The organism is Pseudomonas oryzagri, from assembly GCF_020831405.1.
Classification (GTDB): Bacteria; Pseudomonadota; Gammaproteobacteria; order Pseudomonadales; family Pseudomonadaceae; genus Geopseudomonas; species Geopseudomonas oryzagri.
Map to the genome: position 1 here is coordinate 89,519 of NZ_JAJHPU010000019.1, position 26,364 is coordinate 115,882.

At 66.5% G+C, this 26,364-nt stretch carries 26 protein-coding genes and 1 pseudogene; 14 read left to right on the forward strand and 13 right to left on the reverse strand.

All coding sequences use genetic code 11. The annotated features are described in order from the left end of the window. Window positions 1–107: 107 nt before the first annotated feature. Window positions 108–608 (forward strand): Dps family protein, encoded by a 501-nt coding sequence (locus tag LMJ29_RS08280; RefSeq protein WP_229605048.1) that lies wholly within the window; start codon window positions 108–110, stop codon window positions 606–608. Window positions 609–672: 64 nt separating this feature from the next. Here LMJ29_RS08280 and LMJ29_RS08285 read toward each other — a convergent pair whose 3' ends face one another. The 11 genes and pseudogenes from LMJ29_RS08285 to LMJ29_RS08335 all read right to left on the reverse strand — a co-directional run bounded on the left by LMJ29_RS08285 (window position 673) and on the right by LMJ29_RS08335 (window position 10,309). After that, a complete protein-coding gene (locus tag LMJ29_RS08285; protein ID WP_229605049.1) occupies window positions 673–906 on the reverse strand; it encodes a hypothetical protein in 234 nt (77 codons plus the stop codon). Between the two features lie 137 nt (window positions 907–1,043). After that, complete coding sequence (ahpF, locus tag LMJ29_RS08290; RefSeq protein ID WP_229605050.1) at window positions 1,044–2,600, reverse strand: alkyl hydroperoxide reductase subunit F; 1,557 nt, start codon at window positions 2,598–2,600, stop codon at window positions 1,044–1,046. A gap of 271 nt (window positions 2,601–2,871) precedes the next feature. Beyond that, window positions 2,872–3,090, reverse strand: a pseudogene (locus tag LMJ29_RS08295) (hypothetical protein); the annotation flags it as partial. Between the two features lie 102 nt (window positions 3,091–3,192). Beyond that, window positions 3,193–3,336, reverse strand: a complete 144-nt coding sequence (locus LMJ29_RS08300) for a DUF2474 domain-containing protein (RefSeq protein ID WP_229605051.1) — start codon at window positions 3,334–3,336, stop codon at window positions 3,193–3,195. A gap of 2 nt (window positions 3,337–3,338) precedes the next feature. After that, complete coding sequence (cydB, locus tag LMJ29_RS08305) at window positions 3,339–4,346, reverse strand: cytochrome d ubiquinol oxidase subunit II (protein ID WP_229605052.1); 1,008 nt, start codon at window positions 4,344–4,346, stop codon at window positions 3,339–3,341. A gap of 12 nt (window positions 4,347–4,358) precedes the next feature. Then, window positions 4,359–5,780 (reverse strand): cytochrome ubiquinol oxidase subunit I, encoded by a 1,422-nt coding sequence (locus LMJ29_RS08310; protein ID WP_229605053.1) that lies wholly within the window; start codon window positions 5,778–5,780, stop codon window positions 4,359–4,361. A 690-nt stretch (window positions 5,781–6,470) separates the two neighbouring features. After that, on the reverse strand, window positions 6,471–7,787 hold the full coding sequence (locus tag LMJ29_RS08315) for an ATP-binding protein (RefSeq protein WP_229605054.1): 1,317 nt from the start codon (window positions 7,785–7,787) through the stop codon (window positions 6,471–6,473). Then, a complete protein-coding gene (locus LMJ29_RS08320) occupies window positions 7,784–8,461 on the reverse strand; it encodes a response regulator transcription factor (protein WP_229605055.1) in 678 nt (225 codons plus the stop codon). The genes LMJ29_RS08315 and LMJ29_RS08320 overlap by 4 nt, the downstream gene beginning before the upstream one ends. Then, window positions 8,461–8,766, reverse strand: a complete 306-nt coding sequence (locus LMJ29_RS08325; protein WP_229605056.1) for a PepSY domain-containing protein — start codon at window positions 8,764–8,766, stop codon at window positions 8,461–8,463. Before LMJ29_RS08325 ends, LMJ29_RS08320 begins: the two co-directional genes overlap by 1 nt. Beyond that, window positions 8,766–9,074, reverse strand: coding sequence for a PepSY domain-containing protein (locus LMJ29_RS08330; RefSeq protein ID WP_229605057.1), 309 nt, complete (start codon window positions 9,072–9,074; stop codon window positions 8,766–8,768). Before LMJ29_RS08330 ends, LMJ29_RS08325 begins: the two co-directional genes overlap by 1 nt. 329 nt (window positions 9,075–9,403) lie before the next feature. Then, on the reverse strand, window positions 9,404–10,309 hold the full coding sequence (locus LMJ29_RS08335) for a LysR family transcriptional regulator (protein ID WP_229605058.1): 906 nt from the start codon (window positions 10,307–10,309) through the stop codon (window positions 9,404–9,406). 260 nt (window positions 10,310–10,569) lie between these two features. Here LMJ29_RS08335 and LMJ29_RS08340 point away from each other — a divergent pair, with 260 nt between their 5' ends. From LMJ29_RS08340 to LMJ29_RS08375, 8 genes are all read left to right on the forward strand, one after another. Next, entirely contained in the window at window positions 10,570–12,078 is a 1,509-nt protein-coding gene (locus LMJ29_RS08340; RefSeq protein ID WP_229605059.1) for a CoA-acylating methylmalonate-semialdehyde dehydrogenase, read from the forward strand. Between the two features lie 64 nt (window positions 12,079–12,142). Then, complete coding sequence (mmsB, locus tag LMJ29_RS08345; RefSeq protein ID WP_229605060.1) at window positions 12,143–13,033, forward strand: 3-hydroxyisobutyrate dehydrogenase; 891 nt, start codon at window positions 12,143–12,145, stop codon at window positions 13,031–13,033. A 3-nt stretch (window positions 13,034–13,036) separates the two neighbouring features. Beyond that, on the forward strand, window positions 13,037–14,116 hold the full coding sequence (locus LMJ29_RS08350; protein WP_229605061.1) for an enoyl-CoA hydratase/isomerase family protein: 1,080 nt from the start codon (window positions 13,037–13,039) through the stop codon (window positions 14,114–14,116). A 128-nt stretch (window positions 14,117–14,244) separates the two neighbouring features. After that, window positions 14,245–15,396: an acyl-CoA dehydrogenase family protein gene (locus LMJ29_RS08355; RefSeq protein WP_229605062.1), complete on the forward strand. Its 1,152-nt coding sequence runs from the start codon at window positions 14,245–14,247 to the stop codon at window positions 15,394–15,396. 275 nt (window positions 15,397–15,671) lie between these two features. Further along, entirely contained in the window at window positions 15,672–16,046 is a 375-nt protein-coding gene (locus LMJ29_RS08360; protein WP_229605063.1) for a hypothetical protein, read from the forward strand. A gap of 102 nt (window positions 16,047–16,148) precedes the next feature. Beyond that, on the forward strand, window positions 16,149–16,925 hold the full coding sequence (locus tag LMJ29_RS08365) for a DUF4062 domain-containing protein (protein WP_229605064.1): 777 nt from the start codon (window positions 16,149–16,151) through the stop codon (window positions 16,923–16,925). 96 nt (window positions 16,926–17,021) lie between these two features. Beyond that, complete coding sequence (locus LMJ29_RS08370; protein WP_229605065.1) at window positions 17,022–17,384, forward strand: hypothetical protein; 363 nt, start codon at window positions 17,022–17,024, stop codon at window positions 17,382–17,384. A 308-nt stretch (window positions 17,385–17,692) separates the two neighbouring features. Continuing rightward, window positions 17,693–18,571, forward strand: coding sequence for a PhzF family phenazine biosynthesis protein (locus LMJ29_RS08375; RefSeq protein ID WP_229605066.1), 879 nt, complete (start codon window positions 17,693–17,695; stop codon window positions 18,569–18,571). Between the two features lie 40 nt (window positions 18,572–18,611). Here LMJ29_RS08375 and LMJ29_RS08380 read toward each other — a convergent pair whose 3' ends face one another. After that, entirely contained in the window at window positions 18,612–19,496 is an 885-nt protein-coding gene (locus LMJ29_RS08380) for a DMT family transporter (RefSeq protein WP_229605067.1), read from the reverse strand. 249 nt (window positions 19,497–19,745) lie between these two features. On the opposite strand from LMJ29_RS08380, the gene LMJ29_RS08385 reads away from it, so the two are divergent. From LMJ29_RS08385 to LMJ29_RS08405, 5 genes are all read left to right on the forward strand, one after another. Beyond that, the gene (locus tag LMJ29_RS08385) at window positions 19,746–20,657 is read left to right on the forward strand and encodes a LysR family transcriptional regulator (protein ID WP_229605068.1); all 912 of its coding nucleotides are present in this window, start codon (window positions 19,746–19,748) and stop codon (window positions 20,655–20,657) included. A 222-nt stretch (window positions 20,658–20,879) separates the two neighbouring features. After that, on the forward strand, window positions 20,880–21,278 hold the full coding sequence (locus tag LMJ29_RS08390; RefSeq protein ID WP_229605069.1) for a GFA family protein: 399 nt from the start codon (window positions 20,880–20,882) through the stop codon (window positions 21,276–21,278). 10 nt (window positions 21,279–21,288) lie between these two features. Continuing rightward, window positions 21,289–22,527, forward strand: a complete 1,239-nt coding sequence (locus LMJ29_RS08395) for a polysaccharide pyruvyl transferase family protein (protein ID WP_229605070.1) — start codon at window positions 21,289–21,291, stop codon at window positions 22,525–22,527. Between the two features lie 290 nt (window positions 22,528–22,817). Further along, a complete protein-coding gene (locus tag LMJ29_RS08400; protein ID WP_229605071.1) occupies window positions 22,818–23,552 on the forward strand; it encodes a HupE/UreJ family protein in 735 nt (244 codons plus the stop codon). Window positions 23,553–23,564: 12 nt separating this feature from the next. After that, window positions 23,565–24,176 carry a transmembrane anchor protein gene (locus tag LMJ29_RS08405; protein ID WP_229605072.1) on the forward strand — a complete coding sequence of 204 codons (612 nt, stop codon included), beginning with the start codon at window positions 23,565–23,567 and terminating at the stop codon, window positions 24,174–24,176. 80 nt (window positions 24,177–24,256) lie between these two features. Here the strand turns inward: LMJ29_RS08405 and LMJ29_RS08410 are convergent, their stop codons facing one another. Beyond that, entirely contained in the window at window positions 24,257–26,362 is a 2,106-nt protein-coding gene (locus tag LMJ29_RS08410; RefSeq protein WP_229605073.1) for an LTA synthase family protein, read from the reverse strand. Between the last annotated feature and the right edge of the window lie 2 nt (window positions 26,363–26,364).

The window sequence follows — 26,364 nt, forward strand, 5'->3', positions numbered from 1 at the left end:
CATCTGTGCTAAAACCCGAGGCACGAGTCTTTCGGCAGCGCCGCCAGACTGCGGGCAGCAGGCCGGATCGCCTCGCGCAGACGAATTCCCACCAGGAGAGCAACGCCATGGCAACCAGCAAGACCAAGACCCCTACTCCCGCCATCGATATCGGCATCGACGCCGGCGACCGCGAGAAGATCGCCAAGGGGCTGTCCGCCCTGCTGGCCGACAGCTACACCCTGTACCTGATGACCCACAACTTCCACTGGAACGTCACCGGCCCGCAGTTCAACACCCTGCACCAGATGTTCATGGTCCAGTACACCGAACAGTGGAACGCGCTGGACCTGATCGCCGAACGCATCCGCGCCCTCGGTCATCCGGCGCCGGGCACCTGCAAGGAATTCGGCAAGCTGGCGTCGGTCAAGGAAGTGGCCGGGGTGCCGAAGGCGAGCGAGATGATCCGCCACCTGCTCGCGGCCCAGGAGACCACCGCACGCACCGCGCGCACGCTGTTCCCGCTGGTCGACGCGGCCAACGACCAGCCGACCGCCGACCTGCTCACCCAGCGCCTGGAAGTACACGAGAAGACCGCCTGGATGCTGCGCAGCCTGCTCGAGGAATAAGGCCCGCAGAGCCGGCGCGCTGGCACTGCGCGCCAGCACGCCGGCTTCTGGAGATGCGAACGACTCAGCCCTGCGGGCGCAGCGCGCGGGCGTAGTAGAACAGGAAGAGGGTCTGCAGCAGCTCCTTGAGCACCGAAGGCTCGCTGCTGCTGAGGCTGGCGAGGTCGAAGTCGCCCTGCTCCTGCAGCTCGGCGAGCGCGTCGCGGTCGAGTTGGGCGCAGACCCGGCCGCTGTCGCGGTCGAGGATGCGCAGGTAGGGTTGCGGGCGATCCAGCCAGGCATCGATCAGAAAGGTCATGGCAGCACTCCTGCTAGGAAATCTTATTTGAGATTAATTCCTATTTGAGCGATAGCCAATACCCTTGCCCGGCTCTTTTTCACAAAAAAAACGCCCGTCGCGGCCAGGCCGGACGGGCGTTCGTTTTTGCGAGGCGATCAGCCCTGGCGGATCAGGTGGTCGAAGGCGCTCAGCGACGCCTTGGCCCCCTCGCCGACGGCGATGACGATCTGCTTGTACGGCACGGTGGTCACGTCGCCCGCGGCGAACACCCCCGGCACGCTGGTCTGGCCCCTGGCGTCGACCACGATCTCGCCGAAGCGGGTCAGCTCCACGGTGCCCTTGAGCCAGTCGCTGTTGGGCAGCAGGCCGATCTGCACGAAGATCCCCTCCAGCTCGATGCGGTGCACCTCGTCGTTGTGGCGGTCCTGGTAGACCAGGCCGGTGACCTTCTGGCCGTCGCCGGTCACCTCGGTGGTCTGCGCCAGGGTGATGATGGTCACGTTGGCCAGGCTGCGCAGCTTGTTCTGCAGCACCGCGTCGGCACGCAGCTGCTCGCCGAACTCCAGCAGGGTGACGTGCTCGACGATGCCGGCCAGGTCGATGGCCGCCTCGACCCCGGAGTTGCCGCCGCCGATCACCGCCACGCGCTTGCCCTTGAACAGCGGGCCGTCGCAGTGCGGGCAGTAGGCCACGCCGCGGCCGCGGTACTCCTGCTCGCCCGGCACGTTCATCTCGCGCCAGCGCGCGCCGGTGGCGAGGATCACCGTCCTGGCCTTGAGCTCGCCGCCGTTGGCGAACTGCACGGTGTGCAGGCCGTCGCCGGTCTCGGCCGGGATCAGCGCGCTGGCGCGCTGCAGGTTGAGGATGTCGACCTCGTACTGGCGCACGTGCTCTTCCAGGGCGCGGGCCAGCTTCGGCCCTTCGGTCTCCTGCACCGAGATGAAGTTCTCGATCGCCAGGGTGTCGAGCACCTGGCCGCCGAAGCGCTCGGCGGCGACGCCGGTGCGGATGCCCTTGCGCGCGGCGTAGATGGCCGCCGCGGCGCCGGCCGGGCCGCCGCCGACCACCAGCACGTCGAAGGCGGTCTTGCCGTTGAGCTTCTCGGCCTCGCGCGCGCCGCTGCTGGTGTCCAGCTTGGCGAGGATCTCCTCGACGCCCATGCGGCCGCTACCGAACGGCTCGCCGTTGAGGTAGATGCTCGGCACCGCCATGATCTGCCGGGCCTCGACCTCGGCCTGGAACAGCGCGCCGTCGATGGCCACATGCTGGATATTGGGGTTGAGCACCGCCATCAGGTTCAGTGCCTGCACCACGTCCGGGCAGTTCTGGCAGGACAGCGAAAAGTAGGTTTCGAAGCGGAACTCGCCGGGCAGCGCCTGGATCTGGGCGATCACCTCGTCGGAGACCTTGGGCGGGTAGCCGCCGACCTGCAGCAGGGCGAGCACCAGCGAGGTGAACTCGTGGCCCATCGGCAGGCCGGCGAAGCGGATGCCCAGTTCCCGGCCGTCGCGACGGAAGCTGAACGAGGGCTTGCGGCGGTCGCTGCCGTCGGTGGCCAGGGCGATCTTGTCGCTCAGGCCGACGATGTCCTGGAGCAGGGCGAGCATCTCGGCGGCCTTGGCGCTGTCGTCCAGGGAGGCGACGATCTCGAACGGCTGGGTGACTTTCTCGAGGTAGGCCTGCAACTGGGTTTTCAGGTTGGCGTCCAGCATGGTGACGATTCCTCTGCAAATCTCGGATAGCGAACTTGGTACAAGTTTCAGCTTATGCATCGACCGGCACGGAGCACTTGTCCGGCGTCAGTCGGCTGACTGCTTGAGAGAAATCCTACGCCCGATAGACAACCGATCCCATTTGATTGATTCAAGCCTCGCGATTGAATTTGCCTATTGAAGCAGGGCCTGCGCGAGGATCAGGTAGCCCAGCCCCATCAGCAGCCAGCCGCCTAACTGCGATCTCTCAGTAGGTTGTTCATCCGGGGCATTCCCCCTTGAGATAGCCGCCCAGTAACGCCTCCGACATCACCACCCGCTTGGCGCCGGCCTCCGCTATGGCTGCTTCGTAGGACAGCGTCTGCTCCAGTTTTTCGGTCTTGCCGCCCGGCAGGGATCCGAGCTGCAACGCCGCGACAATGGATTTTGGCGTGACGGTGTATCTCCTTCGAGGTGCGAAGGAGTAACAGTCCTTACCCGGCGACGACATATTTAATGCCGTCACGCGTCCCCATTTCGGCCATCATCAATCGCTCCATACGCACGCACGGACTGTCGATTCCGATTGCCGTTGCTCCCAGCAGCTGTCCCGTTATGAGGACATTCCTGCGGCATTCATCAACAGGCGTATCGCAAACGCGACCACCCCCAGCACGGCCACGCTGACCAGCCATATTCCGATCATCCACAGCAGTCGCCTGGCCCAACCATAGCGAGGAGTAACAGGCTTGCCCATGATCAGTGGTACCCCTCGCCCGCCTTGACCTTGCCGCGAAACACGTAGTACGACCAAGCGGTGTAAACGAGGATCATGGGGATGATCAGCAACGCGCCGACCAGGGCGAAGCCCAAGCTCTGCGGCGGCGCGGCGGCCTCCCAGATGGAAATGTCGGGCGGCAAGATATTCGGCCAGATGCTGATCACCAGACCCGAATAGCCCAGGAATACCAGAATCAGCGACCAAATGAACGGACCGGCATGCGGCTCCGCACGCAGGGATCGCAGAGTCGCCCAGGTCGAGAGCAGCACCAGGATGGGGACCGGCACGAAGAACAGGAAGTTTGGCAAGGAGAACCAGCGCTGAGCGATGGCCGGGTGGTTCAGCGGCGTCCACACGCTCACGATCAGGAGCGAGGCCAATGTAGCCAACAGGATGGGTGTCGTCGCGCGGATCACCAGGCGCTGAAGCTGCCCTTCGGTCTTGAGGATCAGCCACGTCGCCCCCAGCAAGGCGTAGCCCACGACGACCCCGAGCCCGGTGAAGACATTGAACGGCGTCAGCCAGGCCAGCACTCCCCCCGTGGCAACCCCATCGACGACATGATGGCCGTTGATGAAGGCGCCGAGCATGACTCCCTGGAAAAAGGCTGCCACGAAGGAGCCCGTCATGAAGGCTCCGTCCCAGAACGGCTTGTGGGCGTCGTTTGCCTTGAAGCGGAACTCGAAGGACACGCCGCGCCAGATGAGGCCCATCAGCAGGCCCAGCGCCGGGATATAAAGCGCACTCAGCAATACCGCGTAGGCCTTGGGAAAAGCCGCCATCAGGCCCGCACCGCCCAGCACCAGCCACGTCTCGTTGCCGTCCCAAACGGGGGCCACGGTGTTGACCATGGTGTCGCGGTCCTCGCGCGAGCGGATGAAGGGAAACAGGATGCCGATTCCCAGGTCGAAGCCATCCATGATCACGTACATCATGACGCCGAAGCCGATGATCAGAAACCAGATCAGAGGGAGGTCAATTCCCATGGCACACCTCCGTTACGATTCTGTGGATTTTGGGGTCAGGGGTTCGTCGACCGCCGACAACGGGCGCGCGGGTCTCTGGTTGATGGACGGAGCTTCTTCTAGTACGTCCTCCCCATGTGCCAAGGGGCCGTGCTTGACCAACCGGAGCAGGTAGGCGATTCCGATACCGAAGACCGCGAAATACATGGCGACAAGAATCACCAAGCCGAGCGACAAGGTCATGGCCGAGTGAGTGGATACGGCATCCTTGGTCCTCATCAGGCCGTAGACCACCCAAGGCTGGCGTCCGATCTCGGTGACATACCAGCCGGCCAGGAGAGCGATCACCCCGCTGGGGCCCATCCACAGCGCGAAGCGGGTCAGCACGGGGGAGTCGAAAAGCCGCCGGCGCCACCGGGCCCAGGCCCCGTAAAGGCCCAGTAGCACCATCAGCGAGCCCAGCCCCACCATGACGCGGAAGGCCCAGAAAAGGATGGTCGAGTTCGGCCGGTCTTCCGGTGCAAACTCCTTGAGACCGGGAATCTGTCCGTCCCAACTGTGCGTCAGAATGAAGCTGGCCAGACGGGGAATCTCCACTTTGTAGCGGGTCGTCTCGGCGTCCATATCCGGGATGCCGAACAGAATCAGCGGAACGCCTTCGCCAGGCGTATTGCTCCAATGGCCCTCGACGGCGGCAATCTTGGCCGGCTGGTGCTTGAGCGTGTTCAGCCCGTGCATGTCGCCGATCACGACTTGCAGCGGCGCGGTGAACAGCACCATCCACAGCGCCATCGAGAACATGCGCTTGACCGCGGGTCGGCTATTGCCGCGCAGCAGGTGCCATGCGCCAGAGGCGCCCACGAACAGCGCAGTAGACAACATGGCGGCCGTCACCATGTGGGCCAGACGGTAGGGGAAGGACGGATTGAGGATGATCGCCAACCAATCGACCGGAACCACCACGCCGTTGATGACCTCGTGCCCCTGTGGCGTCTGCATCCAACTATTCGAGGCCAGGATCCAGGTGGCCGAGATCATCGTGCCCAAGGCGACCATCACCGTTGCGAAAAAGTGCAAGCCTCGGCCAACTTTGCTCCAGCCGAAGAGCATGACCCCGAGGAAACCAGCTTCGAGGAAGAACGCCGTGAGAACTTCATAGGCGAGCAGCGGGCCGGTGATGCTGCCGGCAAACTGGGAATAGAAGCTCCAGTTGGTGCCGAATTGGTAGGCCATGACCAGACCTGACACCACGCCCATGGCGAAGTTGACGGCAAATATCTTGGACCAGAAGTGGTAGAGATCCAGGTAGGTATCGTCCCTCTTCCACAGCCACAGCCCCTCCAGGACGGCAAGGTACGCTGCCAGGCCGATCGTGATGGCAGGAAATATGATGTGAAACGACATCGTGAATCCGAACTGGACGCGGGCGAGCTCAAGAGCAGTGAAACCGATCATGGTTAGACCTACCTATCTTGGGAAGGACGGTCCACAAGCGCCCGAGGTCTGCTTCTCATTTGCGCCAGTAGTGGCGCGGCTTCCAGCGGGTAAGGAGCAGGTCGCAGACGACCGTTCAGCCGAGTCGCCGCACTGAAACTGGCTTCGCAGCAAGGGACCTGCGGCACTGAAAGCGTAGTGCTCTCGGCGCAAAAGGTCGTCGCTGGGCGTGCCTGCCCTGTCAACCAGCGTCGTGGAGCGCCTCCAGGCTCAAGTTCACAGGAGCAATGGCAATAAAGCTGCGGTAGCTGCTCCAGCAAGGCTCATCCCCAAGGGTATTTGGCTAAGGCAGGCAGCCAGCAGATGGCGATGGAGGTGGTCCTGGCAGGCCAACATGAGGCCAAAAATTTAGGAGTTGCCGTGAACAGCGCCCCTAAAATATGCCCAAGAGAACATCCTTATAAATCGATGTGCCTCACTCACTCGCTATCCAGGATATTTGGGGGATCACTAAGGAGGACCTGCTTGCCGGTCATCACATAGACCGACTCAATCACTCACTCTAGCTCCATTTCACCGCGCCGTGGATTGGCAGACGGGCCGCAAGGCCATCGCCTGACGCCCAGGGCATGGTGCAGGGGCGAATTCATTCGCCTGACCGGAGCGGCGTGGGCGAATGAATTCGCCCCTACAGCGGCTTGCGGCGCGCCGCTATCCGCGCCGCGGCAGGCGCAGGCGCGCGCACAGCCCGCCGAGTTCGGCGCTGTCCTCCAGGCTCAGCGAACCGCCGCAGGCCTGGGCGATGTCGCGGACGATGGCCAGGCCCAGACCGTGGCCGGCCACCTGCTCATCAAGGCGGTTGCCGCGGGCGATGACCGCCTCGCGCTGCTCCGCGGCGATGCCCGGACCGTCATCCTCGACGCACAGCCAGTAGCCTTCGCCATCCTCGCCGGCGCTGACCTGCACGGCGCTGTCCGCCCACTTGCAGGCGTTGTCCAGCAGGTTGCCGAGCGCCTCGAGCAGGTCCTCGCGGTCCCACCGCAGGCGCAGGCCGGACGGTGCCCGCCAGTCGATGTCGACGTGCGGGTGGATCTGCCTGAGGGTCGCGCACAGTGCCGGCAGCTCGGCGGCGCAGTCGAAGTGCGCGCCGGGCAGCGCCTCGCCGGCCAACCGCGCCCGGCCCAGCTCACGGGCCAGGCGCTGCTGGATCTGCTCCAGCTGCTCGCGCAGGATGGCGCGCAGTTCCGGCTGGCCACGCAGCTCCTCGCGGCCGGCCAGGCTGACCAGCACCGCCAGCGGCGTCTTCAGCGCATGGCCGAGGTTGCCGAGGGCGTGGCGCGAGCGCTTGAGGGTTTCCTCGGTGTGGCGCAGCAGGTGGTTGATCTGTCCGACCAGGGGCTCCAGCTCGGCCGGCACCCGGTTGTCCAGCGCGCCGAGGCGGCCGGCCTGCAATTCGGCGATCTGCGCGCGCACCCGCTCCAGCGGCGCCAGCGCGCGACGCATGGTCAGCCACTGCAGCAGCAGCGCCAGCAGCAGGCCGCCGGCGCCCAGGCCCAGGCCCAGCCAGCGGATGCGCGAAAGGCTCGCCAATACCGGCGTGTAGTCCTGCGCCACGCTGATGCTGAAGTTCTGCCCGAAACGGCGGTAGTCGCCGCGGTAGACCAGCAGACGCTGCCCCTCGATGCCGTCTTCCAGACCGGGGGCCAGGCCCTCGTCGGTCGGGCGCGGCAACTCGCTGTCCCACAGCGAACGCGAGCGCCAGACATCCTCGGCGAAGTCGATGCGGAAGTAGCGCCCCGAGAAGGTGCGCTGGTAGGCCGGATGCAGGCGCCGCTCGTCCAGCTGCACGCCATCCTCGCCGCGCACCAGGGCGATCAGCAGGGTTTCCGCCTCGTCCTGCAGGTTGCTCTCGTGGTAGCGGCGTAGGCCGCTGTCGAGCAGCCACAGGCTGCCCTGCAGCAGGGCCAGCATGACGATCACCAGCGTCGCCGCCAGACCGAGGCCGAGGCGGCTCTGGATCGACCTCACCCGCCCTGCTCCGCGTCGCCGGCGTAGCGGTAGCCCTGGCCGCGGCGGGTCTCGATCACCGCGCGGCCGAGCTTGCGGCGCAAGTGGTTGACGTGCACCTCGATGACGTTCGACTCGCGCTCGCTCTCGCCGTCGTAGAGGTGCTCGGTGAGCTGGGTCTTGGAGAGGATCTGCCCCGGATGCAGCATGAAGTAGCGCAGCAGGCGGAACTCGGCGCCACTGAGGCCGATCTCCTCGTCGCCGCGGCGCACGCACTGGCGCGCCTCGTCGAGGGCGAGGCCGGCAGCCTTCAGCTCGCTCTGGTTGGCCACGCCGTGGGCGCGGCGCAGCAGCGCCTGGATGCGCAGGGCCAGCTCCTCGGGATGGAAGGGCTTGCTCAGGTAGTCGTCGGCGCCGGCCTTGAGGCCGTCGATGCGCTCGGCCCAGCTGTCGCGCGCGGTGAGGATCAGCACCGGCGTGGCCAGGCCGTCGGCGCGCCAGCGGCGCAACACGTCGAGCCCCGGCATGCCGGGCAGGCCGAGGTCGAGGACGACCAGGTCGTAGGGTTCGGTGGCGCCCTGCACCAGGGCGTCGCGGCCGTCGGCCAGCCAGTCCACGGCGTAGCCCTGGCGGTCCAGGTCGGCTAGCAGCTCGTCGGCGAGGGCGACGTTGTCCTCTACCAGCAAAAGGCGCATCAGTCGTCCTCCTCGTCCTTGAGGATGCGGCCGCTGACCGCATCCAGCTCCAGTTCGCGCACCTGCCCGCCATCGGTGAGCAGCTCCACCTCGTACACATAGTGGTCGCTCTCCTCCTCCAGCTCGGCCTCCAGCAGGCGCGCGCCGGGGTAGCGCGTCAGCGCCTGCTGCAGCAACTGCTGCAGCGGCTGGATCACGCCCTCCTGGCGCAGGCGCAGGGCCTCGTCCTGGTCCAGATCGCGGGCCTGCGCCGAGGCGATTAGCAGCAAGGCCAGCGCGGCGAGGAAGGGCGTGGTCTTGGTCATCAGTCGTCCTGGTGGTCCTTGAGGATCTGGCCATTGCTGGCATCCAGCTCCAGATCCCACTGCACGCCCTGGGTGTCGCGCAGCTCGATCTGGTAGACGTAGCGGCCGTATTCCTCCTCCAGCTCGGTTTCCTCGACGGTGGAACCCGGGTGCTTGGCGATGGCCGCGGCGTTGAGCTTCTCGAAGGATTGAATGGTACCCGCATCGCGCAGTTTCAGCGCCTCGTCCGGGCCGAGATCGCGGGCCTGGGCGACACCGGCGGTGGCGGCGATCAGGGCGGTGGCAAGCAGGGCAGTCAGTTTTTTCATTTTAAGTCTCCTGGGGAGTGAGTGGCTTTCGATGGGGTCACTCTAGCCAGCCCCACTTAAACGAAACTGAATAATCGCTGGCAGCAGAGGCAGCACGATCCGCGGGGACGAATTCATGCGCCCGCTCGGCCTCGTCAGGCGAATGAATTCGCCCCTACAGGTCCGCGCTTAACCGCAGCCCGTCGTCAGGTCCGGGAACATTGTAGGGGGGCTTTAGCCCACGGTGACGGCCGTGGGTAGGCTGAATGGGCACCGATATCGGGCCGATCACGATCTGTAGGGGCGAATTCATTCGCCAGCGCGGCCCCGTCAGGCGAATGAATTCGCCCCTACAGCGCTGGAGATCCGCGCCCCATCATCAGCTCCTGCTGCTGGGCCGCCATCTCGCGCAGGAAGTCCCAGCACACGCGCATGCGCGCCAGGTCCTTGTTCTCCGCCGGCATCAGCATCCAGAACGTGCGCACGAACTCGATCTCCCCGGCCAGCACCTCGACCAGCTTCGGCTCGCGGCGCGCGGTGAAGCTCGGCAGGATGGCCAGCCCGGCGTCGGCCAGCACGGCGTTCTGCTGGGCGAGGATGCTGGTGCTGCGCAAAGCGACCTGGCCGGGGCGACCGATCTCGTCCAGGTAGTACAGCTCCTTGCTGTACAGCAGATCCTCGATGTAGCTGACGAAGCGGTGCTTGCGCAGGTCCTCACGGCGGCGGATCGGCGCATGCCGCGCCAGGTAGTCGCGCGAGCCGTACAGGCGCAGCACGTAGTCGGTCAGCCGGGTGATGATGTACGGACCGCGCTCCGGGCGCTCCAGGGTGACGACGATGTCCGCCTCGTGGCGCGCCAGGTGCACGGTGCGGGGCACCGCCAGGAGGTCGATGCCCAAGTGCGGATAGCGCTCGCCGAGATCCGCCAGTTGCCCGGCCAGCAGGGCGACGCCGTAACCCTCGGTGGCGCCGATGCGCACCGAGCCGGACAGGGTATCCGGGCCGCCCTCCCCCGGCTGCTCGATGGCGAGGAACGCGCTCTCCATCGCCTCGGCCTGCGCCAGCAGGCGGCGCCCGGCCTCGGCCAGCGTATAGCCGGCGCCGCCGCGGATGAACAGCGGCTGGCCGAGCTGCTTCTCCAGCGCCTGCACGCGCCGCGCCACCGTGGTGTGATCGACGCCTAGGCGCCGCGCCGCCGCGGTCAGCGTGCCGGCGCGCGACAGTTCGAGGAAATAGCGCAGGTTGTCCCAGTCCATCGTCGGCTCCCGGTCTTGGTGATCGTCGCCCTTCCCGCGTAGCAACCGGCTTGTTGGCGAGCGTTTGGCTGCACCGAAAATCGCCAGCAAACCGCTCCTGACGTTTACGGCAAGGGCACTCCGCCTCATTGTGCAGATTTGCAGATCGGCTGTGCAAATCGCCCGGCTATTCCCGGCAATTTTCCACTGCTAGCTTAGATTCCAGAACCGGCTCCACCGGCCAGAACAACTACAAGGAAAGCCCCCGAGGCGAGGTGAACATGACCGCTACCCGCTCCATCCCCACCGTCAAGCTGCTGATCGACGGCCAGTTCGTCGAATCGAAGACCACCGAGTGGCGCGACGTCGTCAACCCGGCCACCCAGGAAGTGCTGGCCCGCGTGCCCTTCGCCACCGCTGAGGAAATGAACGCCGCCGTGGCCAGCGCCAAGGTCGCCTTCAAGACCTGGCGCAAGACCCCGATCGGCGCCCGCGCGCGCATCTTCCTCAAGTTCCAGCAGCTGATCCGCGAGAACATGAAGGAGCTGGCGGCGATCCTCACCGCCGAGCAGGGCAAGACCCTGCCCGACGCCGAGGGCGACGTGTTCCGCGGCCTGGAGGTGGTCGAGCACGCCGCCAACATCGGCAGCCTGCAGCTCGGCGAGCTGGCCAACAACGTCGCCGGCGGCGTCGACACCTACACCCTCAACCAGCCGCTGGGCGTGTGCGCCGGCATCACCCCGTTCAACTTCCCGGCGATGATCCCGCTGTGGATGTTCCCGATGGCCATCGCCACCGGCAACACCTTCGTCCTCAAGCCCTCCGAGCAGGACCCGATGGTCACCATGCGCCTGGCCGAGTTGGCGCTGCAGGCCGGCATCCCGGCGGGCGTGCTCAACGTCATCCACGGCGGCGCCGACGCGGTGAACCTGCTGTGCGACCACCCGGACATCAAGGCGGTGTCCTTCGTCGGTTCCACCAAGGTGGGCACCCACGTCTACAACCGCGCATCCCTGAACGGCAAGCGCGCCCAGTGCATGATGGGCGCCAAGAACCACGCCATCGTCCTGCCCGACGCCCACAAGCAGCAGACCCTGGCCAACCTGGTCGGCTCCTGCTTCGGCGCCGCCGGCCAGCGCTGCATGGCGCTGTCGGTGGTGATCCTGGTGGGCGAGGCGCAGAAATGGCTGCCCGAGCTAGTCGAGAAGGCCCGCACCCTCAAGGTCAACGCCGGCCATGAGGTGGGCACCGACGTCGGCCCGCTGGTTTCGCGCGCGGCGCTGGAGCGGGTCAACGGCCTGATCGCGCGCGGCGTCGCGGAAGGCGCCGAGCTGCTGCTCGACGGCCGCAACCCGCAGGTGCCGGGCTACGCCGACGGCAACTTCGTCGCCCCGACCGTGTTCTCCGGCGTGCGCGCCGACATGACCATCTACAAGGAAGAGATCTTCGGCCCGGTGCTCTGCGTGATGCAGGCGGCGACCATGGACGAGGCCATCGCCATCATCAACGCCAACCCCAACGGCAACGGCACCGCCATCTTCACCCGCTCCGGCGCGGCGGCCCGCCACTTCCAGGAAGAGATCGACGTCGGCCAGGTCGGCATCAACGTGCCGATTCCGGTGCCGGTGCCGCTGTTCTCCTTCACCGGCTCCCGCGGCTCCAAGCTCGGCGACCTCGGCCCGTACGGCAAGCAGGTGGTGCAGTTCTACACCCAGACCAAGACGGTCACCGCACGCTGGTTCGACGAGGACGAGGTCGGCCACGTCAATACCACCATCACCCTGAAGTGAGCCGGGACGGTCGGCGCCGCGCGCGCCGGCCGCCATGCCAGAGAGAACAAGAAGAGGACTCACCATGCATATCGGCTTTCTCGGACTCGGCCACATGGGCGCGCCCATGGCCCACAACCTGCTCAAGGCCGGCCACCGGCTGACCGTCTTCGACCCGGTGCCGGCGGCGGCCGCATCCCTGGTCGAGGCCGGCGCCCAGGCTGCCGACTCGGCGGGCGGCGTGGCCCGCGCGGACGTCGAACTGATCATCACCATGCTGCCGGCGGCGGCCCACGTGAAGGCGGTCTACCTCGGCAATGACGGCCTGCTCGCCAACGTGCGTCCCGGCGTGCTGCTGATCGACTCCTCGACCATCGACCCGCACAGCGCCCGCGAAGTGGCCGCCGCGGCGGAGAAGCACGGCAACCCGATGCTCGACGCGCCGGTCTCCGGCGGCACCGGCGGCGCCGCGGCCGGCACCCTGACCTTCATGGTCGGAGGCTCAGACGCCGACTTCGACCGCGCCCGGCCGGTGCTCGCCGCCATGGGCAAGAACATCGTCCACTGCGGCGGCCACGGCAACGGCCAGGCCGCCAAGGTGGCCAACAACCTGCTGCTGGGCATCTCGATGATCGGCACCGCCGAGGCGATGAGCCTGGGCGTGGCGCTCGGCGTCGATCCCAAGGTGCTGGCCGGCATCATCAACACCTCCAGCGGCCGCTGCTGGAGCTCGGACACCTACAACCCCTTCCCCGGCGTGATGGACAACGTGCCGTCGTCGCGCGGCTACAGCGGCGGCTTCGGCACCGACCTGATGCTCAAGGACCTCGGCCTGGCCAGCGAGGCGGCCAAGCAGGTGCGCCAGCCGGTGCTGCTCGGCGCCCTCGCCCAGCAGCTCTACCAGACCTTCAGCGCCCAGGGTCACGGCGAGCTGGACTTCTCGGCGATCATCAACCTGTACCGCAAGGATGCCTGAGGCATGAGCGAAGCCCCCGTACTGGCCGCGGTGCGCAACCGCATCGGCCACCTGACCCTCAACCGCCCGGCCGGCCTCAACGCCCTCAACCTGGAGATGGTGCAGCTGCTGCACCGCCAGCTGCAGGCCTGGGCGGAGGATGCCGAGATCCTCGCCGTGGTGCTGCGCGCCAACGGCGAGAAGGCCTTCTGCGCCGGCGGCGATATCCGCGCGCTGTACGACAGCTACCAGCGCGGTTCGACCCTGCACGAGCAGTTCTTCGAGGAGGAATACGCCCTCGACCAGTACATCCACGCCTACCGCAAGCCGATCCTCGCCCTGATGGACGGCTTCGTGCTCGGCGGCGGCATGGGACTGGTGCAGGGCGCCGCCCTGCGCGTGGTCACCGAGCGCGCGAAGATGGGCATGCCGGAAACCGCCATCGGCTACTTCCCCGACGTGGGCGCCAGCTACTTCCTGCCGCGCCTGCCCGGCGAGCTGGGCACCTACCTGGGCCTGACCGGCGTGCAGATCCGCGCCGCCGACGCCCTCTACGCGGGCCTCGCCGACTGGTGCCTGCCCAGCGAGCAGCTCGCCGAGCTGGACCGCTGCCTCGACAACCTGAGCTGGACGGTGCACCCGCAGGAAGCCCTGCGCACCCTGCTCGCCACCCTCGCCTCGCGCAAGCTGCCGGGCGCCGAACTCAAGGCCCTGCACCCGGCCATCGAGCAGCACTTCGCCCTGGACAGCGTCGCGGCGATCCGCGCCTCGCTGCAGAGCGAGACGCGCGCCGAGTTCCAGCACTGGGCCGAGGAAACCGTCAAGCTGCTGGACGGCCGTTCGCCGCTGGCCCTGTGCGTCACCCGCGAACTGCTGCGCCGCGGCCGCGAGCTGAATCTCGCCGAGTGCTTCGCCCTCGAGCTGCACCTGGATCGCCAGTGGTTCGCGCGCGGCGACATCATGGAAGGCGTGCGCGCGCTGATCGTCGACAAGGACAAGAACCCACACTGGAACCCGCCCAGTCTCGACGCCGTGGACACCGAGCGGGTAGCCAGCTTCTTCCCGGGCAGTCAGACTGCCGGAACGACCCGCCACGCGGGTTGAGCGCTCAGCCACCTGAGCCTGCTCACGCTCGCGGGCCAACGCCAGGCAAGGCGCAATCGATTGCGAGGCGCCGGGCCGCCGTGCAGCAGAGCGCGAGCAGGCACCGACAAGAACAAGAGAGTATGGCGATGAACGACCTGGAACTGACCGAAGAACAACGCATGATCCGCGACATGGCCCGCGAGTTCGCCCAGCGCGAAATCGCCCCGCGTGCCGCCGCCTGGGAGAAGGCCGGCTGGATCGACGACGCGCTGGTCGCGCAGATGGGCGAACTGGGCCTGCTCGGCATGGTGGTGCCCGAGGAATGGGGCGGCAGCTACGTCGACTACGTGGCCTACGCCCTGGCCGTCGAGGAAATCTCCGCCGGCGACGGCGCCCTCGGCGCGCTGATGAGCGTGCACAACTCGGTGGGCTGCGCCCCGCTGCTCAACTACGGCAACCAGGAGCAGAAGGAAGCCTGGCTGTCCCACCTGGCCAGCGGCCAGGCCATCGGCTGCTTCTGCCTGACCGAACCGCAGGCCGGCTCCGAAGCCAACAACCTGCGCACCCGCGCCGAGCTGCGCGACGGCGAGTGGGTGCTCAACGGCGCCAAGCAGTTCGTCACCAACGGCCGGCGCGCCAAGCTGGCCATCGTCTTCGCCGTCACCGACCCGGAGCTGGGCAAGAAGGGCCTTTCGGCCTTCCTGGTGCCGACCGCCTCCCCCGGCTTCGTGGTCGAGCGCGCCGAGCACAAGATGGGCCTGCGCGGCTCCGACACCTGCGCCATCGCCCTCGACGACTGCCGCATCCCGCAGGCAAATCTGCTCGGCGAGCGCGGCAAGGGCCTGGCCATCGCCCTCTCCAACCTGGAAGGCGGGCGCATCGGCATCGCCGCGCAGTCCATCGGCATCGCCCGCGCCGCCTTCGAAGCCGCCCTGCGCTACGCCCGCGACCGCGTACAGTTCGGCAAGCCGATCGTCGAGCACCAGAGCATCGCCAACCTGCTGGCCGACATGCACACCCGCATCAACGCCGCCCGCCTGCTCACCCTGCACGCCGCCCGCCTGCGCAGCGCCGGCCTGCCCTGCCTGACCGAAGCCTCCCAGGCCAAACTGTTCGCCTCGGAAATGGCCGAACAGGTCTGCTCCAACGCCATCCAGATCCACGGCGGCTACGGCTACCTGGAGGACTATCCGGTGGAGCGCTACTACCGCGATGCAAGGATCACGCAGATTTATGAGGGGACCAGCGAGATTCAGCGGATGTTGATTGCGAGGGAGTTGGGGAATTACTTGCTGTAGGTAATGGCTGAAGTTTGTTTGGATGACCGGGGATGGCAGTGCCATCCCCGGTTGTTTTTTGTCTGGGTGGCGCGTTAATCTCGGGTACGCAAAAGCCGAACGCAGAGGGACTTGCCGGCATGGTACATCACCGCCTTTCAACCCCATCTCCAGCGCGAAAGCCGCAGGCCAGAGCGGCGGCAATCGAGCAGCCCGGGATCTTATGCGCCAGTCCCGCCCGGAGAGTTATACATCAATTGGCGTCTATTTATAGTTAAGTGCCAAGGCGGCTAAGAATGTGGAAATTTACCCTGTTTCTATCTGCACTGTTTTTCCTTCCAGCTCACGCAACCATCTACACGAACGAGCTTGACCCTGAGTATCAAAAAATTACTAGAGCCATTGTGTGCATGAACCACTTCTACAATAGAAGCTCAAGCTTTCTTGGTCACCAAGCTGGCATGGCAGCACAAAAGTCCTTAGAGCTCCTGCTAGCCTCCCTTGAAAATAAAGAAAAAATCGCTGATGCCATCAGAATGGCAACAATGGCTATAAACAAACGCCAAAATGGCTCAGAGGTTCCATTTACCTGTTACGACTACATCCCAAAAGAACATGGGCTAACTAAAGACGAAATTGAGCACTTCATGCTCCACAGCACAGACAAATAGTAGCAGACATAACTAGTGCCTAACCCCCGTTCGCCTCGCTCACCGGACCCGCAAAAGCTAGGCTTTGCTCGCCGGCCACCACAATCATTAGGCATCTGAGTCATGACTGAAATCGTTTTCGTGAGTTCAACCTTTGTCGACCTTGAAAATCATCGGACCCTGGTTCGAGAGGCTCTGGCTCGCCTTCAACACGGAGCCAAAGCAATGGAATACTTTGGAGCACTTCCCGAATCCCCCAAAGAAGAATGCCTAAGATTGGTTCGTGAGTCAGATATATATGTAGGTATCTTTGGAATGCGGTACGGCTCAATTGACCATGAAACCGGGAAGTCGCTTACGCACCTCGAGTATGAAGAAGCAACCGCACTCAAGCTGCCCTGCCTCATCTACTTAATGGACGAAGATAACCACCCTGTATATCCACGACATGTTGAAGTTGGCGAATCCGCGGTAAAACTTTCAGCCCTTAAGGGCTTGCTACGCTCCCGGCATGTCGTCAACTACTTCTCATCCCACCAGGAGCTAGCTGCAAAGGTTGCTCAGGATCTCATTAGCCTTACCGGTGCCCGTGAGTCAGCCGCCTCAGCAGCGGTCTTTGCTCAAATTGCAAAAAACTCAACAGCTCGGCATCCGCTTACAGAACCGAGGTACCGGTACCTACGTGGTCGAGTAGAGGGGTTCTTCAAAACTCTCCCGCCAGATGCCATTTTACGAGAGGCGTTGGAACTGGCTTTAGCTGGTGACCGCCTAGCAGCAGCCTTCGTCGTGAGTCGCGGCGCTGGTATGCCCCTTGATGAAGCCATTGATGGATTAATGGATTTTGACAAGGTAATGCAAGAAATCGTCGCCGCACACAAGGGCGGCGCTGCAGATTCTTAACAACTCGTTCAAATTCAGCTCAACTCGTTCACTGGGCAGTCAAAATCTACGCTTTTGCCTGCCCGTTAGCTTAATCGTCAGACCACAGGAGAGGAAATGGCGCGCCCCTTCGAACTTCTCTTAGTTTTCGCATGGGCCATCGCATTCGCCGCAGCTGCGGCCTGGTCCCGATTGTCGACCGCGCCCTTCCCCTTGCCTGGCTTTCGACAACTTGCAGAATCCGAAGGACTCACCGTTATATATCAAGTTTCCGCTGTGGTCATCGCCGCCGGATGGCTCGCCTTTCGCCCCTGGCATACCCGAGAGCACCTTATCGTGTTTCAAGGTATCGCTCTAGCGCTCTTTGCTCAAGGATTCCTTTACATTGGTGTTCCATTTGGTCTGGCGTTCGGTTTTTTTGCTGGTATCGCGAGAAGTCGCACCATCAAAGCAATAACCAGCGAGCTGCAACGTGATTGAACCGCAGGGGCTATTACCCCATCTAATTGCAAATTTGAAGATATAGGATGACAACGGCGCAGCCTTGTCTACCGATGCCCACGGTGGGTAATCGCTACGCGAGTTACCCACCCTACATCTGAGCGCCCATCTGCAGCCGCTAGAAACCCCTGCTGGTTCTTTCCCATGCTCCCGCGTGGGAACGCCTTTTGCCATCTCTTACCCCGCCTCAAACTGTACTCTTTAATTTTTTCATTATTTGCACCTGTACCCGTCTTCCCCACCGTGCCTAGGATGTCGCCATCCCCCTCCCCAACCGAGAACCCGCCATGCCCAACGCCTCCTTCAAGCAAGTTGACGTTTTCACCAAGGTCCCGTTCAAGGGCAATCCGGTTGCCGTGGTGCTGCAGGCCGAGGGCCTCTCCACCGAGCAGATGCAGCAGATCGCCCACTGGACGAATCTGTCCGAAACCACCTTCGTGCTGCCGGCGAGCAGCGCAGAGGCGGATTACCGGGTGCGGATCTTCACGCCCGCGTCCGAATTGCCGTTCGCCGGCCACCCGACCATCGGTACCGCCCACGCGCTGCTGGAGGCCGGGGTGATCAAGCCGCACGACGGGTTGCTGGTGCAGGAATGCGCGGCCGGGCTGGTGCAGTTGGAGGTGAGTGAGGCGGGCGATGGCGAGCGGTGGATCACCTTCGATCTGCCGCAACCGGCGATCACCCCGCTGAGCGATGCCGAGATCGACGAGCTGGAGGCCATCCTCGGCTGCGCCGTGTCCCGCGAGGCTCCGCCGCGGCTGATCGACGTCGGTGCGCGCTGGATAGTCGCCCAGCTGGACAGCGCCGCGGCGGTGCTGGCCTGCAAGCCGGACATGGCACGCATGAAGCTGATCGAGCAGGAGCCGCAGGAAACCGGGGTGACCATCTTCGGCGCCTACCCCGCCGGCCAGCCGGCGGGCATCGAGGTGCGCTCCTTTGCCCCGGCCTGTGGCATCGACGAGGACCCGGCGTGCGGCAGCGGTAACGGCTGCGTCGCCGTCTTCATCCGTGACAGCGGGCAGACCGCGCACTTCGGCAGCCATTACCTTGCCTCGCAGGGCGCCGCCCTCGGCCGCGCCGGGCGGGTGCGCGTCGCCATCGAGGACGAACGCATCCAGGTTGGCGGTATGGCGGTGACCTGCATCGACGGGCAGCTCGCCTACTAATCCCTTGCTACAGCGGCGCGGCGGGAGTTACCCGGCCTGATCACCGCAGATGCCGCGCCAGGCTGGCCCATAGCGTCGCGGCGACGATCAGCAGCCCGCCGGCCCAGGCCGCGAAGCTCAGCGCCTCGCCCAGCCAGAACACGGCGAACAGCGCGCCGAACAGCGGTTCGCTGCCCATCAGCAGGCTGACGCGGGTCGGACTGCTGCTACCGAGGGCGCGGTTCTGCACGAAGAAGGCGAACAGGGTGGCGAACAGCACCAGGTAGAGGGTTCCGGCCCAGAAAGCCGGCGCGGTCGGCAGCGCGGGCAGGCCGCCGGGGAGCAGCAGGCCGAGCAGCAGGCAGCCGAAGCCGACCACCCCGGTTTGCACGGCGGTCAGCGCCAGCACGGGGACCTCGCGGCCGATGCTGAGCCTTCGGGTCAGGCAGGCCTGCACGGCGCGCAGCAGCGCCGCCGCCAGTAGCAGGCCGTCGCCCAGGTTGAAGTTCGCTTCGACGCCGCCACTGAGCAGCCAGGTACCGAGCAGCGACAGGGCCACCGCCGGCCACAGGCGGGCATCCGGGCGCTGGCCGAGCAGCAGCCACTCGACGCAGGGCGTCAGTACCACGCACAGGCTGATCAGGAAGGCCGCGTTGCTGGCACTGGTGTGCGCCACACCATAGGTTTCGCAGAGGAAGATGGCCAGCAGCACCAGCCCCAGCGGCAGGCCGGGCCCCAGGGCGGCACGGCCGGCGCCGCGCAGCTGCGGGGCCAGCAGCAGGAAGGTGATGCAGAAGCGCGCGGCGAGAAAGCCCAGCACCGGGTAGAAGACCAGCGCCTGCTTGGCGATGCCGTAGCTGGTGCCCCAGACCATGGCCACCAGCAGCAGGAGCAGGTCGCTGCTGTGCAGCAGGCGTACGGGCAAGGGGCGACTGAGGGTATGCATGGTGGACTCCGGCTTTCTGGGGGTGGTGCCTGCTCGGTGGATTCGCGTGGTCGATTGCGGCGCCCGAGGTCCCCGTAGCGGGTTGCCGCTCCTCGCCATCGCCCGGCCATGCCGCGTCGCGGAACCTGGCTCGAAATCTCAATGACGCGCCTCGGAATCCATCGACCGACCGCACAGGCCATGTGAGCGCATTGTTCATTGCCGCGCCTGCCGCGATAATCCGGCGCAAACACACAACACTTGTTCGCCATGAACACGAATCAGAACAACCAGCTGCTGCCGCTGATGGCCAGCTTCGTCCGCGTGGTGGAAAGCGGCAGCTTCTCCGCGGCGGCCCGCCTGCAGGGCGGCAGCCCGTCGGCGCTGAGCCGGCAGATCGCCCAGCTGGAGCAGGCGCTCGGTCTGCGCCTGCTGGAGCGCACCACTCGCCGCCTGCGCCTGAGCGCGGCCGGGGCCGAGGTGTTCGAGCGCTGCCGGGAGATGCTGGTCGCCGCCGAGGCCGCGGTGGCGGTCGGCGAGCGGCTGATGAGCCATCCGCGCGGCCAGGTGCGCCTGTCGGTGCCCAAGGCTTTCGGCAAGTATCTGGTGGCGCCGCTGCTGGCCGATTTTCTTGCCCGCCATCCGGAGGTGGACGTCAGCCTCAACCTCAGCGACCGCACACCGGACCTGATCGCCGAGGGCTTCGACCTGATCGTCTGCATCACCGACCAGCCGCCGCAGAACCTCGCCGGGCGACCGCTGTGTCAGGTGCGCCAGCTGCTCTGCGCCAGCCCGCAGTACCTGGCCGAACATGGCGTACCGCAGCATCCGGACGAGCTGGTGCGCCACCAGTGCCTGTACCTGGACGAACGCCCGGAAGACCATCGCTGGCATTTCGCCCGCGACGGCGAACAGTGCGTGGTTGCGGTGCGCGGCCGGCTGGCCAGCAACCACAGCGAAGTGCGCCTCAACGGCGCGCTCAACCACCTCGGCATCGCCTGCCTGCCGCAGTTCACCGCCGCCCAGGCGCTGGCCGACGGGCGCCTGCAGCAGGTGCTGGCGGACTGGCGCTACACCGGCTCCTACCAGGGCACCGCCTGGGTGCTCTACCCGCCCAACCGCCACCTGCCGCCCAAGCTGCGGGTGCTGATCGACTTTCTCGCCGAGCGGCTGGCGGGTTAGTCCCGCGTGGCGCATGCGGCTCGGAGGCCGCCCGCCGAGTACGGACTACGCTGAATAGCGCACGCAGCGAAGGCTGCCGACCGGGCGCACGACTGCCGGCGCGCCTTTCGGCTCCCCCCGGCCCTCGAGCCCACCAGCAGTCGCGCTGGGCACGGCACCCGGTAAGCGACGGCCCAGCCGCTCGCTGATCGCATATCGCGCCGCAACGAGGAGGATCGGACCATGCTGAAGACCTACACCGGCAGCTGCCATTGCGGCGCGGTGCGCTTCGAGGCGGACCTCGACCTCGCCCAGACCACCTATCGCTGCAACTGCTCGATCTGCCGGCGGACGCATTTCTGGCCCGCGGTGGCCAGCGAGGATGGCTTTCGCCTGCTTGCCGGCGAAGACCAGCTGACCCGCTACACCTTCAATACCCATCTGAACCATCACTACTTTTGCAAGCACTGCGGGGTCAGGCCGTTCGGGGTGGGCAACGACACGCCCATGGGCAAGATGTATGGCGTCAATCTCGGCTGCCTCGACGCCCTCACCGAGCAGCAGCTGTCCCAACTGCACATCACCTACGTCGACGGCCTGCACGACCGGTTCGCACCCCCCGCCTACGTTTCTCACCTGTAGGCGCGGCGGCATGTTCCCAGCCATCGGCGGAGGCGGCTCGACAGGCAAGACGACGCCGGGCGCAGCCCCTACCCTGCTGTTCGGCGCCTTCGACCGGCACAACTTCGGCGATCTGTTGTTCCCGCATATCGCCGCCGCGCTGCTGCCGGGGCGGGAACTGCGTTTCGCCGGACTGGCCGAGCGCGACCTGCGCCCGTGGGGCGGCCACCGGGTCGAGGCGCTTTCCGAGCTGGCCAGGGAGTTCGCCGGCCAGCCGGTCGACATACTCCACGTCGGCGGCGAGCTGCTGACCTGCGATGCCTGGGAAGCGGCGGTGATGCTGCTGCCGGCGGACGAGGTGCAAACCACTGTGGCGCAGCTCGACCGCCAGCCGCAGGGGTGGCTGGCCTGGGCGCAGGGCGTACTCGGCATTCCCGACCGGGCGCCCTACGTGGTCGGCCGCGAGCTATTCCCGCAGGCGCGGCTGCTGTTCACCGCGGTGGGCGGCATGGACCTGGACGAACGCGATGCGGCCTTGCGCGCCGAGGTGGTGGGCAAGCTTCGCCTGGCGAGCAAGCTGAGCGTGCGCGACCGCCAAACCCAGGCGCTGCTGCAGGCCGCCGGCATCGGCGCGCGGCTGGTGCCCGACCCGGCGGTGCTGGTCAAGGAGCTGTTCGGCGCGCGGATCGGCCGTCGCGCCGCGCAGGGCGAGATCGCCGAGGTGCGCCGCGCCTTCCCGCACGGCTATCTGGCCGTGCAGTTCAGCACCGACTTCGCCGACGACGCCACGCTGGCGGAGATCGCCGCCCAACTCGACCGGGTCGCGCAGGCCCACGGGCTGGGCGTGGCCCTGTTCCGCGCCGGCGCCGCGCCCTGGCACGACGAGCTGGACAGCTACCGGCGCACGGCCGCGCGGCTGCACGCGCCGACGCGCGTCGTCGAATCGCTGAACCTCTGGGATATCTGCGCGCTGGTCGCCGCCAGCCAAGGCTTTCTCGGCAGCAGCCTGCACGGGCGGATCGTCGCCATGGCCTACGCCCTGCCGCGTCTAAGCCTGCAGCGCAGCGGTCCCGGCAAGGCGGCCGCCTACGCCGCCTCCTGGGAGGCCGCCGGCCTGCCCGGCAGCGTCACGGTCGGCGAGATCTCTACCGGCCTAGATGCCGCCTTCGCCGCCCGCCCCACTCAGCTGCGCGCGCTCGCCGAAGAATTGGCCGGGCGTTATCGCGCGGGCTTCGCGCCGCTGCGTGCCCTGCTGGCGCCAGGCGGATAACCGTCGCACGCCACAAAAGGCGAGCAGGCCGGCGTGCAACCACCTGCGTCGACGCCCCCGCACCGACCGAGGGGGCAATACCAAGGCAGCAGGCATTCCCCCCTCTCGCCCGATTGCCGGCCACCCGGCCGAGCGCCACGATCGAGCGACAAGCGCAGGCCCCTGGGTCACTCCATCCGTTCGCTGCCCGATGCCCGGGCTTTCCCGTGCGGATGGCCTCTCTGCCGGCCCGTGCTCCGACGGCGGTCGCCTGCGCGGCGACCTCAAGATAACTACAACAGGACCGTCCCATGCCCTGCCCATCCCCAAGCCACGCCGGTGCGCCCCGCGCGCGCCTGCGCCGCTGGCTACCACCGACCGTGCTCGGCGCCCTGCTCTGCCTGCTCATTCCCGAGGCCCTGGCCCACGGCGTGGCCGCCGGCGACAAGGGCTTCATCCAGGAAAGTTCGGGGGTGATGCTGCTGCCCTTCGCCTACCTGGGCGCCAAGCACATGATCACCGGCTACGACCACCTGCTGTTCCTGTTCGGGGTGATCTTCTTCCTCTACCGGCTCAAGGACGTCGGCCTGTACGTCACCCTGTTCGCGGTCGGCCACTCGGTCACCCTGCTGCTCGGCGTGCTGCTGGAGATCAGCGTCAGCAGCTATCTGATCGACGCCATCATCGGCTTCTCGGTGGTCTACAAGGCCCTCGACAACCTGGGCGCCTTCCAGCGCTGGTTCGGCTGCCAGCCGGATACCCGCGTGGCCACCCTGGTGTTCGGCCTGATCCATGGCTTTGGCCTGGCCACCAAGATCCTCGACTACCGGATCGCCGCCGATGGCCTGATTCCCAACCTGATCGCCTTCAATGTCGGCGTCGAGATCGGCCAGCTGCTCGCCCTCGCCGCCATCCTGATCGCCATGGGCTACTGGCGACGCAGCGCCCGCTTCGGGCGCCACGCCTACACCGCCAACGTCGCCATGATGAGCGCCGGTTTCCTGCTGATGGGTTACCAGCTCACCGGCCTGATCGTGTCCCCGTGAGGAATGCCTGCCATGTTCAATAGCCAACGCCCCAGCCTCGACGAATTGCCCAGCAGCGCCCAGCTGCTGCGCTCCACCGTCATCGCCCTGATCACCGCCGGCGTCCTGCTGGTCACCGTGGTGATGCCGGCTGAGTACGCCATCGACCCGACCGGCGCCGGTCGTCTGCTGGAGCTGACGCCGATGGGCGAGCTGAAGGCGGCGCTGGCCGCGGAGGCCGACGCCGAACGGGCGCAGCCCGCGGTGGCCGCCGCTGCCGTAGCCCAGGCGACGCAGGCGCAGACGCCGGCGTCCAGCACGCAGCATCACGAGGTCAATCTCACCCTGAAGCCCAACGAAGCGGCCGAGATCAAGCTGGAGATGAAGAAAGGCGCGCAGGTGAACTACCTGTGGAGCGCCAATGGCGGGGAGCTCTACTACGACGCCCACGGCGATCCCTACAACGCCCCCAAGGACTTCTACCACGGCTACGGCAAGGGCCAGCAGACGCCGGAGCTGCAGGGCGTGCTGGTCGCGGCCTTCGACGGCAAGCACGGCTGGTACTGGCGCAACCGCAGCGAGCAGACCGTTCAGCTCACCCTGCGCACCGTGGGCGACTACATCACCATCGAGCAGATGCTCTGAGGATGCGGGGGCGCGCTCGCGGGGCGGCCCCGACCGGCGGGAAGGCCTTCAGCCGCGCGGCCTGAAGGCCATCGGCCGGCTCAGTCGCCCGGCCGCTGCGCCGGCTCCTCGCGCTGCGCGAGCGAGCCGGCCTCCTGGCCGCCGACCACGCCGGCGGTGTTTTCCAGCAGGCTGCGGGTCGCCACCTGCAGGAAGGCCTGCAGGCGCGGCAGCAACTCCCCAACTGCCTGCGCGTCCTGCACGTGCTCGACGCCGGCCTGCTCGTGCAGGCGATAGTCGTAGAGCTTGGCCTCTCCGCCCTGCGGCAGCACCAGCAGGCGACTGCCCGACACCAGCGCCACGGTCTGGTCGCTGCCGGATGGCTTGATCACCCCGAAGCCCTGGTCTGATGCGTCCAGCCCGAGCAGGTCGCGGCCCCAGCACTGGTGCTGCACCTCGCCGCCAAGACGGCCCATGATGGTCGGCACGATGTCCAGCTGGGTGCCGGCGATGTCGTTGCGCGCGCCGAACTTGTCCTGCACGCCCGGGCCGATCAGCAGCAGCGGCACGTGGAAGCGGTACAGGTCCATGTCGCTGAGCTGCTCGGGACTGCCGAAGCCGTGGTCGCCGACCACCACGAACAGGGTGTCCTTGAAGTAGGGAGCCTGGCGCGCCTTGTCGAAGAAGCGCCCCAGCGCCCAGTCGGAATAACGCATGGCGGTCAGGTGCTCGTCGAGCCCGCCGAAGCCGCTCACCTTGTCCACCGGCAGCTTGTCCGGCAGCGCGTAGGGCGTGTGATTGGAGAGGGTCTGCAGCAGCGCGTAGAACGGCCGCTGGCCATCCGCCAGCTTGCGCAGCTCCTGGTCGGCGCGGTCGAACATGTCCTGGTCGGACACGCCCCAGGTCGGGTCGGAGAACACCGGATCGACGAAGTCGTTGCGGCCGACGAAGCGGGTCATGCCCTGGTTGCCGAAGAAGCCGTTCTGGTTGTCCCAGGCGAAATCGCCGTTGTAGACGTAGACGTTGTCGAAGCCACGCTTGCTGAGCAGCTGCGGCAGGCCGGAGAAGCGGTGCGAGCCCTCGGGCTGCTGCATCAGGTACTCGAAGCCCGGCAGGTTGGGAAAGCAGGCCATGGTGGCGAACATGCCCTGGTGGGTGTGGGTGCCGTTGGAGAAGTAGCGGGTAAACAGCAGCCCCTCCTTGCTCAGGCGGTCGAAGTTGGGGGTGATGTCGCCCTGCCCGCCCAGCGCGCCGACGTAGTGGCCGGCGAAGCTTTCCATGAGGATCACCACCACGTTGCGGATGGGCAGGGTGCGCTGGGCATCGGGCGACATCACCCGGCGCACCGCCGCGCGGTCGGCGTCGACCAGGCGGTCGCGGGGCGTCAGCAGCATGTCGCGCACCCGCTGCTCGGCCTCGGCGGCGGGCAGGCTGGCCTTCCACACGTTGTCGCGATGATCCGACCAGCGCACCTTGGCGGCGGCGGCCAGCGACAGGCTGGCGTTGAGGCCGAGCTGGTTGGCGAACACCGACTCGGTGGTGCTGGCGTCGCCCCAGCGCAGCGGCGGGCCCTGGCGCAGGGTGCCGCGGGCGGCGACCACCGCGACCAGCAGGCAGACCACGAACGCGGTGCCGCGCCAGTACCAGCGTACGCCGCCAGCTTGCCGTCCCACTGACTGGCGCGGCAGCGTCCAGCGGTGCAGGCGCTGGAACGCCTTGAACAGCAGCCAGCTGGCGGCCGCCCAGGCGAGCAGGTAGCGGCCTACCGGGAAGCCGTACCAGAGCATGCTCAGCACGGTCTTCGGGTCCTCGCTCAGGTACTGGAACACCAGGGCGTTGAGGCGCTGATGGAACTCGCGATAGAAATCCAGCTCCAGCACGCCGAGGAACAGGGTCAGGCTGGCGAACAGGCTCAGCCAGGCCAGCTGCCAGCGCCGCGCGGCCATCAGCGTGCGGCTGGGAATCGCCAGCAGCAACGGCGCCAGGGCGAACACCACCAGGCGCAGGTCGAAGCGCAGGCCGTTGCCAAACGCCTCGACGAAGGCGCTGGCCGGCGTGGCGCCGATCAGGTCGCGGTTGTAGACCAGCAGGGCCGCGCGCAGCAGGGCGTAGAGAACGAGCAGCAGCACGCCGCTCAGGGCGGCGAAGGCCAGGTGTTCGCCCAGGCCGGGACGCCCCGTGGCGGTTGAGGACGACGGACGACGCATGA